Annotated in this window: 19 protein-coding genes; 8 read left to right on the forward strand and 11 right to left on the reverse strand. The window is 36.7% G+C overall.

Features of this window, described 5'->3' with window-relative positions; all coding sequences use genetic code 11:
- Positions 1–17 precede the first annotated feature (17 nt).
- The 8 genes from JNUCC23_RS12225 to JNUCC23_RS12260 all read right to left on the reverse strand — a co-directional run bounded on the left by JNUCC23_RS12225 (position 18) and on the right by JNUCC23_RS12260 (position 7,995).
- Positions 18–758, reverse strand: coding sequence for a (S)-benzoin forming benzil reductase (locus JNUCC23_RS12225; RefSeq protein ID WP_454211683.1), 741 nt, complete (start codon positions 756–758; stop codon positions 18–20).
- 112 nt (positions 759–870) lie between these two features.
- Complete coding sequence (locus JNUCC23_RS12230; protein ID WP_062183170.1) at positions 871–1,947, reverse strand: AI-2E family transporter; 1,077 nt, start codon at positions 1,945–1,947, stop codon at positions 871–873.
- A 223-nt stretch (positions 1,948–2,170) separates the two neighbouring features.
- Complete coding sequence (gene cls, locus JNUCC23_RS12235; protein WP_454211685.1) at positions 2,171–3,640, reverse strand: cardiolipin synthase; 1,470 nt, start codon at positions 3,638–3,640, stop codon at positions 2,171–2,173.
- 307 nt (positions 3,641–3,947) lie between these two features.
- A complete protein-coding gene (locus JNUCC23_RS12240; protein WP_062179165.1) occupies positions 3,948–4,403 on the reverse strand; it encodes a CoxG family protein in 456 nt (151 codons plus the stop codon).
- Positions 4,404–4,817: 414 nt separating this feature from the next.
- Positions 4,818–5,429: a flavin reductase family protein gene (locus tag JNUCC23_RS12245; protein ID WP_062179162.1), complete on the reverse strand. Its 612-nt coding sequence runs from the start codon at positions 5,427–5,429 to the stop codon at positions 4,818–4,820.
- A 12-nt stretch (positions 5,430–5,441) separates the two neighbouring features.
- A complete protein-coding gene (locus tag JNUCC23_RS12250; RefSeq protein ID WP_062179159.1) occupies positions 5,442–6,053 on the reverse strand; it encodes an alpha/beta hydrolase in 612 nt (203 codons plus the stop codon).
- Positions 6,053–7,000, reverse strand: a complete 948-nt coding sequence (locus tag JNUCC23_RS12255; RefSeq protein ID WP_454211687.1) for a ring-cleaving dioxygenase — start codon at positions 6,998–7,000, stop codon at positions 6,053–6,055. The genes JNUCC23_RS12250 and JNUCC23_RS12255 overlap by 1 nt, the downstream gene beginning before the upstream one ends.
- A 20-nt stretch (positions 7,001–7,020) precedes the next feature.
- Positions 7,021–7,995, reverse strand: a complete 975-nt coding sequence (locus tag JNUCC23_RS12260) for a ring-cleaving dioxygenase (protein WP_062179153.1) — start codon at positions 7,993–7,995, stop codon at positions 7,021–7,023.
- 276 nt (positions 7,996–8,271) lie between these two features.
- Between JNUCC23_RS12260 and JNUCC23_RS12265 the strand changes: the two genes are divergently transcribed.
- The 3 genes from JNUCC23_RS12265 to JNUCC23_RS12275 all read left to right on the forward strand — a co-directional run bounded on the left by JNUCC23_RS12265 (position 8,272) and on the right by JNUCC23_RS12275 (position 9,197).
- Positions 8,272–8,721, forward strand: a complete 450-nt coding sequence (locus JNUCC23_RS12265) for an OsmC family protein (RefSeq protein ID WP_403071060.1) — start codon at positions 8,272–8,274, stop codon at positions 8,719–8,721.
- A gap of 121 nt (positions 8,722–8,842) precedes the next feature.
- On the forward strand, positions 8,843–8,977 hold the full coding sequence (locus tag JNUCC23_RS12270) for a YuzL family protein (RefSeq protein WP_454216057.1): 135 nt from the start codon (positions 8,843–8,845) through the stop codon (positions 8,975–8,977).
- A gap of 58 nt (positions 8,978–9,035) precedes the next feature.
- Positions 9,036–9,197, forward strand: coding sequence for a hypothetical protein (locus JNUCC23_RS12275; RefSeq protein ID WP_454211690.1), 162 nt, complete (start codon positions 9,036–9,038; stop codon positions 9,195–9,197).
- A gap of 215 nt (positions 9,198–9,412) precedes the next feature.
- On the opposite strand, the gene JNUCC23_RS12280 is transcribed toward JNUCC23_RS12275, so the two are convergent.
- Positions 9,413–9,685 (reverse strand): hypothetical protein, encoded by a 273-nt coding sequence (locus JNUCC23_RS12280; protein WP_403071054.1) that lies wholly within the window; start codon positions 9,683–9,685, stop codon positions 9,413–9,415.
- 185 nt (positions 9,686–9,870) lie between these two features.
- Here JNUCC23_RS12280 and JNUCC23_RS12285 point away from each other — a divergent pair, with 185 nt between their 5' ends.
- Together JNUCC23_RS12285 and JNUCC23_RS12290 are read left to right on the forward strand one after the other, a co-directional pair.
- Positions 9,871–10,203, forward strand: coding sequence for a winged helix-turn-helix transcriptional regulator (locus JNUCC23_RS12285; RefSeq protein WP_062179144.1), 333 nt, complete (start codon positions 9,871–9,873; stop codon positions 10,201–10,203).
- A gap of 232 nt (positions 10,204–10,435) precedes the next feature.
- Positions 10,436–11,350, forward strand: coding sequence for an NAD(P)/FAD-dependent oxidoreductase (locus tag JNUCC23_RS12290; protein WP_454211692.1), 915 nt, complete (start codon positions 10,436–10,438; stop codon positions 11,348–11,350).
- A gap of 131 nt (positions 11,351–11,481) precedes the next feature.
- Here the strand turns inward: JNUCC23_RS12290 and JNUCC23_RS12295 are convergent, their stop codons facing one another.
- Positions 11,482–12,450, reverse strand: coding sequence for an NAD-dependent epimerase/dehydratase family protein (locus tag JNUCC23_RS12295; RefSeq protein WP_062179138.1), 969 nt, complete (start codon positions 12,448–12,450; stop codon positions 11,482–11,484).
- The gene (locus JNUCC23_RS12300; protein WP_403071042.1) at positions 12,447–13,736 is read right to left on the reverse strand and encodes a UDP-glucose dehydrogenase family protein; all 1,290 of its coding nucleotides are present in this window, start codon (positions 13,734–13,736) and stop codon (positions 12,447–12,449) included. Before JNUCC23_RS12300 ends, JNUCC23_RS12295 begins: the two co-directional genes overlap by 4 nt.
- 331 nt (positions 13,737–14,067) lie before the next feature.
- On the opposite strand from JNUCC23_RS12300, the gene JNUCC23_RS12305 reads away from it, so the two are divergent.
- The 3 genes from JNUCC23_RS12305 to JNUCC23_RS12315 all read left to right on the forward strand — a co-directional run bounded on the left by JNUCC23_RS12305 (position 14,068) and on the right by JNUCC23_RS12315 (position 17,029).
- Positions 14,068–14,877 (forward strand): UTP--glucose-1-phosphate uridylyltransferase, encoded by an 810-nt coding sequence (locus tag JNUCC23_RS12305; RefSeq protein WP_403071039.1) that lies wholly within the window; start codon positions 14,068–14,070, stop codon positions 14,875–14,877.
- A 124-nt stretch (positions 14,878–15,001) separates the two neighbouring features.
- Positions 15,002–16,177, forward strand: coding sequence for a glycosyltransferase family 4 protein (locus tag JNUCC23_RS12310; RefSeq protein ID WP_454211695.1), 1,176 nt, complete (start codon positions 15,002–15,004; stop codon positions 16,175–16,177).
- Positions 16,178–16,801: 624 nt separating this feature from the next.
- Complete coding sequence (locus tag JNUCC23_RS12315) at positions 16,802–17,029, forward strand: hypothetical protein (protein ID WP_157279444.1); 228 nt, start codon at positions 16,802–16,804, stop codon at positions 17,027–17,029.
- Positions 17,030–17,858 lie beyond the last annotated feature (829 nt).

A 17,858-nucleotide genomic window follows, 5' to 3' on the forward strand; every position in this document is an offset into this window, starting at 1 on the left:
TCCATATTTCTTGGTAGTTATTTTATTAACTCTTTTATATCGTAAAATTTCCCATTATCCAATTCCTGTTCATCTAGTAACTCAAGTAAGATATTTGCAACAAAATCAGGTGTCCGTAGCATTCCTTTCTCCTTATAATCATGAAATTTCGCAGAATCAGCAAAATCAGTCTCATTTGCAGAACGGATCACTTTTTGCATAGTTGTATCCATCACACCAGGAGAAAACGATATCACGTATGCGGGATTTTCCTCTCTCAATTGTTCAGCTCCAGCAACTCTCGTATACATTTCAAGACCCGCTTTCGAACTGCAATACGCGCCCCAGCCTTCATAAGGATTCTTTGCTGCCCCACTTGAGATATTGACAACCACTTTCTTATTCTTGTACCCTTTTGTTCTTCTTAAAAATGAATCCATTAGAATCGCCGGAGCCAGATAATTCAATTTTGCATGTAAAATAAACGCTTCCGCATCTAGTTCTCCAATCCGTTTTATTGGTTCAACCATACCAGCGTTATTAATGAAATACAACTCATCTTCATCATTGTTAAAATGAGAAATAATTTCATCCATGACCTTTTCTAATTGGTTTGTTTCAGTTAAATCTGCGCTAACAAATGCAAGATTTTCACTCTTTTGCAAGGTTTTATGATTATTTCTTGCGACTAGTATACATCGGAATCCCTGATTAAGACATATTTCTGCCAATGCAGCACCAAGTCCCTTAGAAGCTCCTGTTATAATAAATGTTTTCATATTATCCCGCCTTTTACTTAATTTGTACGAAAATATGGATCATCTCTACATGTTTATGATCTATCTAAAAAAACACCTGGAAATCAGCACGAAAACCAGGCGTTTTAAAAAGTCATTCAATGATAGGTGGTTCTGAGTCTGGATTTTCAATTTCAGAACGTCTTTTTAAGCGAATGAATTTAACAATATTTAGCACAATCGTCTTGATGACAGAATATGTAGGAATAGCAAGAATCATCCCTAAAATTCCAGCCAGATTACCAGCTACGAGCAACACGAAGATAATCGTCAATGGGTGTGTATTTAATTTCTTCCCTATAACAAGTGGAGAAATAAGATTACTATCAAGCTGTTGAACAATAACAACAACTATTATAACAATACCCGCTTGAATGGGTGAATCAATCAATCCAACAATGACGGCCGGTGCTGCTCCCAAAAATGGGCCAACATAGGGAATAATATTAGTAAGTGCCCCGATTAAGGCCAAGACTATGGCATATGGAAGATCAATGATTAAATAGCCGATAAATGTTGCTACCCCGACAAACAGACAAACTAAGAACTGTCCTTGAATATAAGTGGACAATGTTGTTGCTGTTTCTCCTAATAAAGTAATCCCTTCACGTCGATAATGAGCAGGAATGAATTTGGCAATCGCATGGGGGAATTTATGTCCATCCTTCAGCATATAAAATAGAACGAAAGGTACCGTAACGATTGTTAATGTAATGTTCGTTACTACGCTGAATACAGAAGATAAACTAGTGGTTAAGTAACTAGGTAATTCTTTTACAAAATTTATGAGCGATGATTCTATCTTATCCAATGATACATAATTTTGATTCAACAACCATTGATATTGCTTAGAAGCTAGGAAATTATCGAAAAATTCTCGACCTTGAACAATATACTCTGGTAAATTATTCACCAATTCTGTGATTTGTTTAGTTAACGCTGGTCCAATTAAACTGCCAAGGATGGCAATGATCCCCACAAATAAGACAAAAATCAATAGGATTGCTAAGCCTTTGGGAACTCTTTGATTCGTCAAAAAAATGACAACTGGATTGAAAATAAAGTAAAGAAAGCCTGCGATTAATATTGGGAAAAATAATGTAGTCGTAAAGATTACGATCGGCTCAAACAAAAAAGAGATTTTTGTAGAAACGAATATCAAAAGAGCCATTAATAATAACTGTAAAGTCCAAAACTGTAATTTTGACTTCGTTTTAAACAAGTGATTTCCTCCACTCCGAAATGATAGAATTTTTTTAGTTAATCATTTTTTTAAATGAGTTTTTGTTACTAAGTGTACATAAATGCCATACTTAGGGCTACAAAGACGCAACCTAATTCAAGGGGCATGAACGTATTTATGTTGTAATACTCACTCTAATCGAAATTTCATTTTATAATATAGGTGCCAATAACCTTGATATCGATTCTTTAAAACGAAGCCATAATGAGCGCTTATGATAGTCTTCAAGAGTAAGTTGCTTTGAAACTTTGATGTCTTCAAAAAAAGCATTTGTAAGTGCATTGGCGAATTTACCATCGTAAATAAAGGCATTTACTTCAAAATTTAATTTAAAGCTTCGCATATCAATATTCGACGTTCCTACTGAAGCTGTTTCATTGTCTACGATAATCGTCTTCGCATGTAAAAAGCCATTATCATAAATATAAATCGTTGCTCCTGCCTCAAGCAACTCACCAATATAAGAATAGGTAGCCCAATATACGAACATATGGTCAGGCTTATTGGGTATCATTAGGCTTACTTTAATACCAGATAATGCCGCAATACGGAGGGCATCCAGTAAGCTTGCATCAGGCACAAAATAAGGAGTTTGAATTAAAATGGAGTCTTTAGCCGACATGATTAACTTAATATACCCATTTTTTATTTGCTCCCATTTGGAATCTGGACCACTTGTTACAATCTGCATCCCAATGGAATCACAAGGAGCATGTATTTCAGGAAAATGTTTCGGAACAAAGCCAATATCATGGTGTTTAGACGCCTCATTCCAATCGAGAATAAACACCGTCTGAATCGTGTAAACAGCTGAACCTTGAATCCGCAGATGAGTATCACGCCAATAACCGAATTTTGGATTTAATCCTAAATATTCATCACCAACATTAAAGCCGCCGATATAACCGATCCTCCCATCAATAATGACCAGCTTGCGATGATTACGAAAGTTAAGCCGCAAGTTAATAAAGGGCAATTTGCTCGGGAAAAATACTTCGATTAAACCTCCAGCTTTCCGAAACTCCTTAAAAAAACGCTTCGTTAGTCCACGGGAACCTAGTTCATCATAGAGTACACGTACTGTGACACCTTCTTCTGCTTTCAAGGTCAACAGGTCAATGAATTTTTTGCCTAGCTCGTCTTTTTTAAGAATATAATACTGAATATGTATATGATCTTTCGCCGCTCTAATATCTTCAAACAGCTGTGCAAACTTTTCATTGCCATCTGTGAAGATTTCAACAGAATTGTCTTCTGTTAATACTGCATCATTCGTTCGCAAATGCATATAAATCAAGTCTTTATTCTCTTCGGTTATCTGATTCCTGAAAGCAAATTGATTTAAATTCAATTGCTCCTGTTGATTTTTCAGAATAGCATCAATCCCGATTTTCTCGCGACCTTCCCATTCAAAGTGATGAGCACGTCGCAATGTCCGTCCTAAAATTAAATATAAGATAAAACCAGCCACCGGAAAAAAGAATAGCACAAGTAACCAAGCCCAAGAAGCGCCTGCATCCCTTCTTTCCCAAAAAACAACAAATAAAGCAAAAAGAATATTTAGTCCCAGCACAAAATTAAATAATATAGAAGTGATTTGCGCCTCTATCTCAATCAACACCTTCGAATATTTCTTAGTAAGATTAACAATACCACGCAAATACGGATAAGAAAAGTGTATCTGCTCGTACCTTAAATGTAAGGGGATAGTAGTATATACGATGATCATCTATAATAAGTTTCATTATTTTATTCTGTTAAGACTGTTTTCTCATTTAGAAAGTGTTCATCATTATGTAAGAAATAAAGACGGAGCTCTGTACACTTTAACAAGGGTACAAAGCTTCGCCATCAATAAAAATTGGTTTCCCTTTTCTGATCATACATTTTGAACACGCACTACTATTTTAGTATAAGTGAATTGTATCTTATCCTGCTACATGATGAATTTCTAGCAACTTGCCTGCAACCGCATCTGAAAGTGCTTTTGCAGTTTCAGGGACATTTGATTTTAACAGCGAATTAGCCATAGGTGCTTTCATTCCTTTTGCTGTTATATCCAGTTGCCCAGTCATTTTCGTTTGGTTCTTATCAATCATTTCAGCTCTGAAATAACCACTACCTAAGAAATTTTCATTCATTCCTGTTAGGCGAAATGTGACGATCTCTGGTCCCGACCATTCTGTAATATCCACAAGCAGTTTTACCTTTTTCTTAAACAGCCCAAAATCACTTATGAATTCCCATGTTGACTGGTTCTTTGTCATCACCGTATGTGAAATGTATCCTGGTACTAGCGGAGCCCAATTATCAATCACACTAACAAAATCCCATACCTTTTCAATAGATAATGGTATGATTACACTATGTTCACCACTCGCCATTTTGCTCATCTCCTCACAACTCTCTCTCATTACTGTATATACACAGACAGTCAAAATAGAACTAAAACCCTCAAATAGAAGCTATTTCTACTTATCATTTCTAACAAATAAAGTTCCATCAGTGGGGGGTCTTACTGCCCGTTAAGAGTTGGATAAAAAAGGTCGTATTTGTTAAGGGTATGATTGATTTGTGAGCAAAATCAATAAAAAACTTGATGGCAACGTTTGATAACATAAAAGAAAGGATGACTTGCATAAAAATCGAATGATATTGCTTAATAACCAGATCCATTTATTGAATCAACTAATATCAATCTTTCATTATAAGAAAAAGAAGATGTTCCGTAATGAAAGGAACACCCAATTTTTCACGACCTATATTTTTATCATGTCATAAAGCAGTGTTTGCTTATCTTATTTCGGACGTTCGATCGAAAATTGTTCACCTAGTTTCGAATAATTAGTACCAGCAAGTCTTGCCACTGGGTTTAATCCCAGTGCATCTATCCGGCCTTCATGATAGAGCGTTTCGTCGATATGATAGCACACCACTCTTCCAATCAATAAGTCGCATCCCAACTCCAAATCATTGCCACCTAATGGAATCGCCTGTTCAAGCCTACATTCAAAACGGATTTTTGCTTCTCTAATTCCAGGGACAGTAATCCGTTCACTTTCAACAAGGGTAAAATTCGTTCTTTCCAATTCACTTTTTTCTGGTGGCAGTTCAGCTGCTGTTTCATTTGCTTCTGCTACAATATTCTCATCGGTAATGTGAATAACAAATTCCCCTTTTTCGATAGCATTCCGTGCCGTATCTTTTTGAATACCAGCTTTACGCTGGATCGACACAGAAAGCAACGGCGGATTTGAACTAACAATATTAAAATAGCTGAATGGGGCTGCATTGATGACACCCTCATTCGAGAGTGTTGTCACCAAGGCAATCGGTCTCGGAATAATACTCCCAACCAAAATTTTATAATTATCCCGTTCCGTTATCGTTTCTGGATTCAAAGAAATCATTTGATCACCCTTTTAGCCAAAATGTTTTTGAAACCAAACTCCTGCCTCTTCTACTTCAGATCGTGTCAACTGGTGACCAAAGTTTTCCCATTTCACTTCAACCGATGCACCAGCCGATTCAAGCAGTTGGCTTAAATCTTCCGTTTCCTTCGCTGGGCATAATGGATCATTCACCCCTGCGCCAATAAAGATGGGGATGCCGCTATTATTCGGTAAATCGATTCCACGTCTTGGCACCATCGGATGATGAAGGATGGCTCCTTTCAACGCTCCCTCATAATGAAACAGCAAACTTGCAGCAATATTGGCACCATTTGAATAGCCAAGTGCTACGATGTTTTTGCGGTCGAACCCGTATTCTTTTGCTGCGTGATCAAGAAATTCATTTAATTCCTGTGTGCGAAACACCAAATCCTCTTCATCAAATACACCTTCTGCAAGTCGGCGGAAAAAACGAGGCATCCCACTCTCTAACACATTTCCTCGAACACTTAAAACAGAGGATTCAGGGGATACCATCTCAGCTATTCCCAGTAAATCGGTTTCCGTCCCTCCTGTACCATGTAAAAGCAATAAAACAGGTGTCTCTAAATTACTTCCCTTTTGAAAAATATGTTTCATCATTACTTATCTTCCTCCAATACTCTTGGGATTGCCGGTAATAAAGTTGTTTCAATAGATTCTCGTTTCTCTTCCAACCATGATGGGAGCATTAACTTACTTCCCATCGTCTCATATGATTCATCATAAGCAAATCCTGGTGGATCTGTGGCAATTTCAAATAATATGCCACCATCTTCCCGAAAGTAAATCGCATCGAAATATTGTCGATCCTTAAACGGAGTTACCCCAAAGCCAAAACGACTTACATGCTCACGCCATTCTTTATGGTCATCTGAGTCATTCGCACGCCAAGCAATATGATGAACCGTTCCTACACCCATTTGGCCCCTTGGTAAAGCGATTTTCTTTACATCAATCATATTTCCAATATCTGAGGTTGATTGAAATCGTACAAAATCTCCTTCTTCAGCCATTTTTTTCAAACCCATAACTTCTTCTAACGTTTTCATTGTTCTTTCTGGAGAGGCCGATAGAAGAACAGCGCCGCCAAATCCTTTAATAGCTTTATCAGTAGGTACGCCGCCAAATGACCACCTACTGTTTTTCCCGGCTTTTCGGGCAACAAGTTCCACGTTTAAGCCATGTGGATCATGAAGTTCGAGATATTCCTCTCCAAATCGTGTATGTTTTTCAAAGGTAATCTTGAATTTCGTTAAACGTTCCTCCCAGAATCCCAATGTTTTTTCTGGTACTACATAGGATGTGATTCCAACTTGTCCGGAACCTAAACGACCTTGATAAGCATTTGGCCAAGGGAAAAAAGTAATAATTGACCCTGGCGAACCTGCGTCATCCCCAAAATATAAATGATAGGTGCCTGGATCATCGAAGTTTACAGTTTTCTTGACCATTCTTAAGCCGAGGACACCTGCATAAAAATCGACGTTTTCCTGTGGATTGCCGACAATAGCCGTAATATGATGAATTCCAGTTGTTTGCTTTTGCATAGTGATTCTACCTTTACTCGTTAATTTATTTTCGTGTTCAATGGTTTTAATTTCGCCTCAATTTGTTCTCGTTTTGATTCCAAGAAGGGCGGTAATGCTAAAGTTTCTCCTAAATGTGCTAGCTCTTCATCTGTTGCAAATCCTGGGCCATCTGTCGCAAGCTCAAATAAAACTCCGTTTGGTTCTCTGAAATATAATGATCTAAAGTAATATCGATCTACAAATCCTGAATTTGGAATTCTATTTTCATTTATTTTTGCAATCCATTGCTTCATTTCTTCTTCATTATCCACGCGGAAAGCAACATGATGGACGCCTCCATGCCCTAGACGTTCACGTGGTAGATCATTACGTGTTACAACATGCACTTCTGCACCTGTTCCACCTTCACCTGTTTCATAGACGATTGTCTCTAATTGTCCTTCAACTTCTGATGGATAGCTTCCTGCCTTCCTAAACCCCATAATTTCAACTAGTACTTTTTCCGTTGGCTCACTATTTGGTACAGTCAATGAGACTGGTCCTAATCCAAGAATCGCGAATTCAGCTGGAATCGGACTTCTTTCCCAAGGGTTTCCACCAGCTATACCTTGATTATACTCATCGGAAACTAACACAAATCTCTGTCCTTCAAAATCTTTGAATGGAAGAACAAGACGTGTGTATCTTTTAGTGATTTCCCCGTGCCAAACGCCCTCTTCTTCAAAACGTTTCTTCCAGAAATTTAACGCATCGTCATTTGCAACACGCAGTGATAACTCAGAAATACTGTTATTACCTTCATGTACTTTTCCTGCGTTCGGAATTTCAAAAAACGTTAATTCCGTTCCAGGATTCCCCACTTCATCACCGTAAAATAAATGATACACACCAATATCATCTTGATTCACTGTTTTCTTGATTAAACGCAGACCTAATGTTTTAGTATAAAAATCAAAATTCTCTCCTGCTCTTGCAGTAATCGCTGATACATGGTGAATTCCTTTAAGTTCCATATTATCCAGCTCCTTTTTAAATATTACTTTAATTAAAATTGGATTTTATATTCTATTTTTATCTTATTTTCGAGATATGTGACGAAATCATTCATAATCACCTTTATTCAGATATCTTGAATTAAAGATAACTTTTTTTTTAGCAATTGTCAATACAACCTCTACTTTTTGCAGATCGCAAGAGATTTCATCCCCTCTGTTCCAAAGCAAAACACAAGGAATTACCTGCAGTTTGCTATACAATAGGAGTACATACTAAACAAGGAGGCTATTGATATGGCAGAACACCAGTTTCATTTACAGGCAATTTGGGAAGGTGGACGAAACGATACTGGGACAATAGAGTCTGGCAATCTGAAAACACAAATAAGCATTCCCCCTGAAATGAATGGACCAGGTATTGGGACAAATCCAGATGAAATGCTACTTGGAGCAGCAGCAACTTGCTATATTATTACGTTAGCGGCGATGATGGAAAGAAGTAAGCTGGAAAAAGAAAGAATTACTCTTCATTCAGAAGGCATTGTAGATGTAACGGATGGGGTATTTACTTATAAGAAAATCATCCATCGGCCTAAAGTCGTTCTCAAACAAGAGGCGAATGAAAGTGATCATCGTTTAGCAAGAAAGCTTGCCGAAAAAGCCGAGACATCGTGTATGATTTCACGAGCCCTAAAAGGGAATGTAGAAATTTCTTTAGAAGTAGAGATCATATCTGCACACTAGAGAAAGAAAAGCAAATAGCCTTTTTACATTCCTATTTAGAAACTTTGTCTCCACTCTAGAAACCATTTTTCGTCTTGTATAGTTTCTCACCTGTTAGCAAAAAGTAATGTTGGAGGTGAACATAATGAGTAAAATTAAAAAGGATCATTCCAAAGCAAGCCTACGTTCTTCACAAGTAGAAGGTCAAGGAACTACCACTCATGAAACAGGTTCCATTCAAGTACCTTCATCAAACAAGAAACAAAAACGCAATTAATTTCTCTCATTCTTCTTTAATGTGCCGAAAGAACATATTTGAAAATGGCGGCTGATATATGGCTGAAGGAACGAATCCAAAACATCGTGCTAGACTTTATGTAGAACCTTCAGACAGTCCTAAACTTGTGAGCTCAACAAATTTGGATCAAAATACCGACGAAGAAAATCCATATCAACAAAAAGTGGGGATTAAAAAGCAAGATTTTTTCGATCAGTAAGGATGTCATATAAGTAAATGGTCAGACCCCGCAACTGCTACATACAGTTTAAATGAAGTGTAAGTAACACTATAAACCGTGTGGTGAGTGCTGGGTTAAGACCCTTTTGGAATATCCTCATTTACAATGCTATTAAACACCGTAACCACAAATTGCCCATTAATTAATTTCTGGTAGAAGTCATTTGAACCCCATCTTAGCTACTAGCATTTCATTCACTGTTTTTTATTGTAATATTGAATACCCGTCATGCTACCTTCGTCAATCATTCGCGAATCTCCGATATCGTATGGATTAGGATGTCCCGCTTTTTCTAATAATTGGTCTACCTCACTTTGTTGTTTTTGCCAAAATTTCAGTGCTTTCGTTTTCATTTTGGAATATGCACTAACAACTTTTTCTCTATTCCTTTTCGTTGATACCATTGAGACACCTGCAATTCCGACCCCAAGCATGACATATGAACCTACGGATTTTACTAATCCCATCCCTACCAACCTCCTTTTTGATTACTTCTATATACCACTTACTGAAAAATTCTAAACAAAGACTCCATATTATTCATACCATCAAGAATCATTTTTTCATGATTACTTTATGACACTATATACTAAACTGTTATGTTGTTACATTATGCGTAAAGAGTTATACTACTATTATGGGGTGATATTAAATGAATAAAACTGAAGATTTGTTATGCCCTCGCTTTGAAAAGGGCACACAGATACTCGGAAAACGCTGGACGGTTCTAATCGTCAATCAATTATTGAATGGACCTCAACGATTTTGTCAAATAGAATCTGCCTTTCCAATTAGCGGTCGTATTTTATCGGAACGGCTTAAGGACCTTGAGCAAATAGGCATCATTAAACGCGAAGTCTTCGCCGAAACACCGGTACGGATTGAATATTCCCTAACTGAAAAAGGAAGTGCACTTGCACCTGCTGTCAGAGAAATCCAGAAATGGTCACAAGAATGGATCGAAAATAGTAGTGAAGAAAAATGAGGATATATGACAATAAAAAGTAATCCAATACATATACGTTGGGTTGCTTTTTTATTTATCCCGGTTTCACAGGCTGTATTTTTGTTTAGAGTATCATGGGAAATTAGTAGAGAATGAAGAACCCCCCACTGATTGAAGTTTCACTTTCTGGGGATAGTTACAGATTAATATGGGTATATTTTTTAAAACTAGGAACTATTATTTGATTTCTTTTTTACGGGTGGTGAAGGATATGGAGACAGTTGACTGCATCATTATTGGGGGTGGAATTGCTGGGTTACAGGCTGCCATTCAACTAGGCCGATATAATCATTCTGTTCTTGTAATCGATTCGAATCAAGGCCGGTCCACAATTACAAGGGGATATCATAATATTCTCGGCTGGCCGGATGGAATTAGCGGACCAGAATTAAGAAACCTCGGCAAGCAACATGCTGAGAAATACGGTGTTTCTTTTATTGATGATAAAGTGACTTCTCTTGAAAAATCTGACAATATATTTACCGTGCGCACCTTACTAAAGCAAATATATTTAACAAATACCGTGTTCTTAGCAACAGGATTAACGGATTATTTACCAGACTTGCCTAATCTTCAACAGTGCCTTGGGACTTCAATCTTTATTTGCCCTGACTGTGATGGCTATGAAATAACTGGTAAAAAGACCATAGTATTTGGGAGTGGAAATACTGTAGCAAATATGGCAATGACTCTTACATATTGGTCAAAAGAACTAACCGTCATCAATCATGATAATAAAGAAATCAGTGAAGAGAACCTCTTGAAATTAAAATCGCTTGGGATTCAGATTATTGAAGAACCCATTAGCGAGATCGTAGTGGATGCAAAAAAACAGCTTATTGGCTTATTGCTTGAAAATGGTGAATTGATTAAAGCCGAGCGCGGATTTACCGGCTTTAGCGGCAATCAATTAAACAATCATTTAGCTAAACAAGTTGGTGTCCAATTAAATGAAAGTAAGCACGTTGTCGTTAATCCGCGCACAAAGGAAACGAATATAATTGGGATTTGGGCAGGCGGCGACCTGATTGGACATTCCGAACAAGTGACCATTTCAATGGGAGACGGCTCCCAAGCAGCTATATGGATGCATAAGCGTTTGCTTGGCGAACCTCGCCCAAAATAACAAAAGAAGCCCTTCTTTTGTTCTAGTTCGAACTAAAGAAAGGTTTTCGAAAAGAGGGATTGTAAGTTTGACACTTTGAGTATTGGATCCTCTCAACAGTTACACATAATATCCATTCATTTTCCTTTATCTCAACAAGAATCTATCTCCCCATTTAATGTGTATATAGAACGGATATACTCTATTTCCTTTGCAATCCCCTCCCTCAAGGAAATTTCAGGATTGTAGTTCAGCAATTTTTTTGCTTTTGAGATATCTGCCCATGTGTGAGTTGGCTCTCCAAGTAGTTTTGGTAAATAATCGATCGTTGCTTTTTTTCCTGTAAGCGCTTCTATAATTGCAAGGATTTCATTAATCGAGGCCCGTTCTTTTCCTCCAATATTGATGGTCTCGCCAATCACATGGTTTTTGTAAATAATCGACGCAATAGCTTCAACACAATCCGTTACATAGGTAAAATCTCTTGTCTGTGTCCCATCACCAAATATGGAAAGCGTTTCTTCTTTCAAAACTTGTGTGATGAAGCGATGAAATGCCATATCCGGTCTCTGTCTTGGCCCATAAACAGTGAAAAACCTTACAGTTACAATCGGGATGTTGAAGCTTTTATGATAAACATTACATAAATGTTCACCTGTTAATTTTGTAATTCCATATGGAGAAAGCGGAGATAGATATGCACCTTCTGTCACTTTCCCATCTACTTCTCCATAAACAGAGGATGTGGAGGCATATATAAACTTAACTATTTTTTTATTCTTAACGGCTTCTAAAAGACGCTGTGTGACAGATATATTGTTACTCACATATGGATCAAAGTCCACCCCCCAGCTCGAACGTACACCAGGTATACCAGCTAAATGATAAATAACATCTATATCCTCTAGTAACTTTTCTAAGTTAGCTGTCAATAAATCCGTTTCAATTAACCTAAATCGCGCGTTTTTGAGCAAATTGCCTAGATTCACACTCTTCAGGTTTTTAGGTGTTGGACCAGTAAATTTGTCAACCCCAACTATTTCGTTGTTCTCGTCTGTTAAAAGCTTCTCACAAAGATGTGAACCAATAAATCCCGCTGCCCCTGTGACCAATATCTTCATGGACGGGCAACTCCGATATACGTTAAGCCAGTATCTCTAACTGCTTGTGGATCAATACAGTTACGTGCGTCCAAAATGTATTCACCTTTCATTAACTCTTTTATTTTCAGCCAATTCAACTGTTTAAATTCTTCCCAATCTGTTGCGATAATCACACAATCAGCATTCATAATTGCCTGTTCTAACTTGGAATGCTGACTGACCGTTTCCATCATTGCGAAAGGTAGTTGAGCTTTCGGATCATACGTTTGTACTAAGCATCCTAGAGAACTTAATTTTTCAATTAATGAAACGGCTGGAGAATACCTTGTATCATCCGTATTTGGCTTAAAGGCAACTCCTAATATTGCAATCGTTTTCTCTGAAAAATCATCTATGAAGGCACTTAGCTTATCAATATACAGATTAACTTGTGAATGATTGACCGCTTGAACAGCTTGTAACAACTGTGGCGTTATATTTTTGTCTAATGCACTGTGTTCTAATGAACGAACATCCTTTGGAAAGCAGGAACCACCATATCCAATACCCGCTGAAAGAAAATGGGGACTGATTCTTGGATCGGTGCCTATTCCCTTTGAAACATCCTCAATATTCACATTATACTTATCACAGATTCTAGCTATTTCATTGATAAACGATATTTTTGTAGCTAAAAAAGCATTAGATGTATATTTAATCATTTCAGCACCGTTGAGACTTGTAATGATGAAGGGTGCTTTAATTTTTACATATATTTCTTTTATGATGGAAAGGGATTTTTGATCTTCTTGTTGTTTACCCACGACAATTTTGTCTGGTTTTATCATATCTGAGATGGCAGAACCCTCTCTTAGAAATTCAGGATTGGAGACGACATTGAAAAGCTGTGGGTCTACTCCTTTTTCTTTTATCATTCTATATATATTTTCATTAGTTCCCGGCGGTACCGTACTTTTTGTAATAATCGTTTTATAAGACCTTATGGCTTTTGCAATTTCATCTACTACTGATTGAATATAAGTCAAATCCGTTCTTCCATCTGCTAAAGATGGAGTGCCAACAGCGATGAAAATAACCGCTGCTTTTTGAATATTTTCAACAATCATTGAACTAAAGGTTAATTGGTCTTTATTTTTACTTATTAATTCAGTTAAACCTGGTTCATAGATTGGAATTTCCCCGCGTTTTAATTGTTTTATTTTTTCAATATTTGTGTCTACACAGCAAATAGTGTGTCCGAGATCGGCCAGAACCGCTGCAGTCGTTAAGCCAACATATCCCGCACCTATCACACAGATTTCCATACGACATTGTCCCCTCTCTAATAATCTAAAGTTCTATATCATATTAGTGGACAATCTACAATGATTTAACATCTGCCTATATACAATGAAAGTTTCTTTTATTTCGACCTCATCCTCTCTTTAAATAAAGAATAATCACATGTTATTCTCAACTTCTTTTAACCGAAACACCATTATTCAATTATTTTAATAAAATACTTAGAAATTAGACTATTGCACTGCCAATAAGGACCACAAAATCATTTAATATTAAAGTTAATAAAAATTTAACATTGTCATAAAACCCCACTTTTTCATAGAATAAGCAATAGCATTCGAGGTGAATTAAGAAATGATCAAAAAGGCTATTATCCCTGCAGCTGGATATGGAACGAGAGGTTTACCGATAACTAAAGTTGTTCCGAAAGAATTATTTCCGATTGGTGTAAAACCTGCTATTCATTATGTCGTAGAAGAAGCCCTGGCCTCAGGGATTGAGGAGATCTTATTTATAGTTTCACAATCAAAAAATCTGATTGCTGACTATTTTGATCGATCACTTGAACTTGAAGCATTTCTTGAAAAAAAACAATCCACTCATTTATTAGAAAAAAACAAAATTCCCGATATTCATATCCAATATATTCGACAACCATATGCTAAAGGGCTTGGTGATGCAATCCTCCTAGGGAAAAATTTTGTTGGTAATGAACCATTTGCTGTTTTGTTACCAGATGAAATTATTTTTGATAAAGAGACAACAGGATTAAATCAATTAATAAAAGTTTATGAAAAGCATAAAAAAAGTGTACTTGGTCTATATGAAGTGGAAAAACACTTATTGTCAAACTATGGCGTAGTTAAAAGTGAGAAAATTAAAAATGAGATAAGTAAAGTTATTAGCATCGTTGAGAAACCTGCAAAAAATCCACCTTCAAATTTAGCCGTCATCGGTAGATATGTCTTTAACCCTGAAATTTTTTCCTATCTAGAAAGAATAACACCTGGAGTAGGATACGAAATTCAATTAACAGATGCCATTAACGAAATGATGAAGACGGAAAATTTCTTTGGTACAACGCTTCTTGGAAAGCGCTTTGATATTAGCAGATTTGAAGAATTTTTAGCTGCCAATCAATACATCCAACCATTTATGGAGTAACCCCCTATAATTGATGGCTGGAGCATTGTATATTCAATTTTAACATTCTAACAGAAGCACTTAAGTGAGTGAAATTAGTACTATTGGTTTAAAACCAGCAAGACCCAGTTTTCAATGAAAGGGCGTGTACCCAATAGAAATCGCATTGATTTGTACAGAGATGCTTACCGTTCCTTCAATTAGGGGGGGTGCTATTCAAGTTCTAATCGATGGAATAACACCTCATCTTAGTAAAAACCATCATTTAACAATCTATTGTATTACAGACCCTGATCTTCCTGACATGGAAGTAGTGAACGAGGTTAAATACATTCGTTTTCCTCGTGAGAATTACGCCTTTCATGTCGGCAAAATGCTAGCAGAAAAAACGGCAAGCATGGAATATTACGATGTAATTCATGTATTCAACCGACCTCGTGATCTCCTGATCTATAAAAATGCTATGCCAATGAGTCGTTTTGTGTTGAGTCTCCATAATGAAATGTTTCGGGACGGCAAAATCTCTACTGAAATGGGGAATCTGGTCATTAGAGCTGTGGATAGGATCATGACCATCAGCGAATATATCGGACAAACGATCATATCTCGTTTTCCTTTAGCCAAAAGTAAAGTTAAGGCTATTTATTCAGGAGTCGATTTGCAAAGATATAAACCGATTTGGGAACAAGATGCACAATCGCGAAGGAACGAACTTCGGAAAAAGTATGGCGTAGAAGATAAGAAAGTCGTCTTATTCGTAGGACGATTGAGTACCGTAAAAGGACCCGATATACTTCTAGAAGCCATGGAGCAAGTCATCAAAAATCATCCTGATGCAGTATTAGTTATTGTAGGTAGTAAATGGTTTAGTGACGATAGAATTGACGAGTTTGGACTAAGCTTGCGAAAGCTCGCTGAAGTGTTAGGTAAGAACAAAGTTGTATTTACCGGTTTTGTACCACCAAGCGAAATTCCTTCTCATTTCCTTATAGGGGATCTATTCGTATGCAGCTCCCAATGGCAAGAGCCCCTTGCTCGAGTACATTATGAAGCGATGGGCGCTGGATTACCGATCATTACTACGAACCGAGGCGGAAATGCGGAAATTATTAAACATCTAGAAAACGGTATCGTCATTGATGATTATACAAATTCAGAAGCTTTTGCAGACGCGATTGCCTTTTTATTATCTAATAAGCAAGTAGCCAACTCGATTGCGAGAACAGGCCGGATTTTCGTTGAATCAAATTTTGGATTTGAGCATGTAACAAAACGGATGGAAGGACTTTATGTAGCTTCCACGCAAAGAAAGAAACCTTAGAGAGGAGTCTGAATGGAAACGGTATTCATAGTAGATGCAAAAAACAGAATCGCTCACTAGCCACTAGCAGTGAAGAAGAATTATTTAATATCGTTTTAAAGTAAAAAAGCAGTATGTCAATTGAAACGGATTTTGGTGGAGTCATGATGAAAAGGATTCATTTAATAAGACCATATTATCTTTATAATTCACAAAATACACTATTTGGAAAACATCAAGATTCATACCTCGGTTGTACTCAAAACTGATTTGGGCGAGGTTCTGTAAATGTTGATAGCAAATACTTTTTAGTCTTTAAAGCGATCTATGGAAGATTTCCGGAAAATGAGTATCTAAATGAACTGCTGAAATTCATGAAAGAGTGAGTATCCTTTCATCAAACTTCAAAAGTAATTGGATTCCCAGCAGAAACACTGCCGTCTTTTCAATTAACAGAATGGAAATCAGATTTGAAAAAAGATCGGTGTGGATAGTCAACTTGAAATAACGAAGATCACTAGTAACTGTTCAAAATAAATTTGAACTGCTATTTTTTCACATGTAGATACTTTATTAATGAGATACCAGACTTCTATCACCATGCTCATTAATCTGGTTTTTGATTCATGACCAGAAGAAATAAAGATGAACAAGTCATTATGCCACCAGGATTTTGCCTCAAGTATGATTGTGATTGACAGTGACGGAATTTTTATCTATAAAATGGATTCTCTCACTGTCGATCGCCCAATTTCCGATATGAGTGAAATATTAAACAAAGATGATGAAAACTTATCACGTTGTTCATCTTTGAACGAAGGCTCAATATCTTATTCTTTAGACATGCTATTCCCTCTTTATTTTATGGTCTAATATCCATAAACTACACAAAGCGCGAAACAAAATGGATACTTCAAAACATATCTCCCGATTCAACATTTGATGACTACGTTTTATTCTCACTTTTAAATGTTTAACATGAAAGTCATGCAAAGAGGAGATTTTAAAACTATTTGGAAAATAGAACCTTCAAAAAGCACGGTTTGTTTAAAACTGATTAGGATATCAATACATATTGCGGAGTTCACAACTGTTACTCTAGACTTTCTTTTTTCAAAAGGATCTCTTATTGCTGGAACTATTCCGACAGAAAGATGAGCTTTTTTCACGAATATGAATTCGCATTGTACCGTTTGATTGATGGATGTGATCTGGACAAGAATATTTGGGTAGAGGTTGATCAGATGCCTCCCCTAAAGCAAATGCTGAGTATAAACGAATAGTCGAGGTGAAACAATATGCGACTTGAAGAAGAATTTATAGGTAGAAGAATGCAATATACCGAATTGTTAAATAAAGTAGTGGTTCAGGCCGATAATCTGTTAGTTAGAGGTTAAAAAATCGATTTTCCTGACGAGGATATAAAATTAATAATTGGTGCCACAAAAATGATTTCTCTTGAGTATATTGACTTGTACCCTTAATTATAATTAAGTGGATCAAGTTCAATCTATTAAAAGGCCATTTTACTCCACTCCCTCTTCTAAGTTCCAAGAGGTTGTCCAATATACAAATGCTCAGATCTATTCCTTAATATATAGCTTGTAGGTGTATTGGGTGTATAGAGTCAAATCTATTTAAGACATCCGAAATAAATTTTTACGATATACTTTTCACAATGATAAGCCCCGTTTCTACTTTG

Source organism: Peribacillus sp. JNUCC 23 (genome assembly GCF_053653995.1).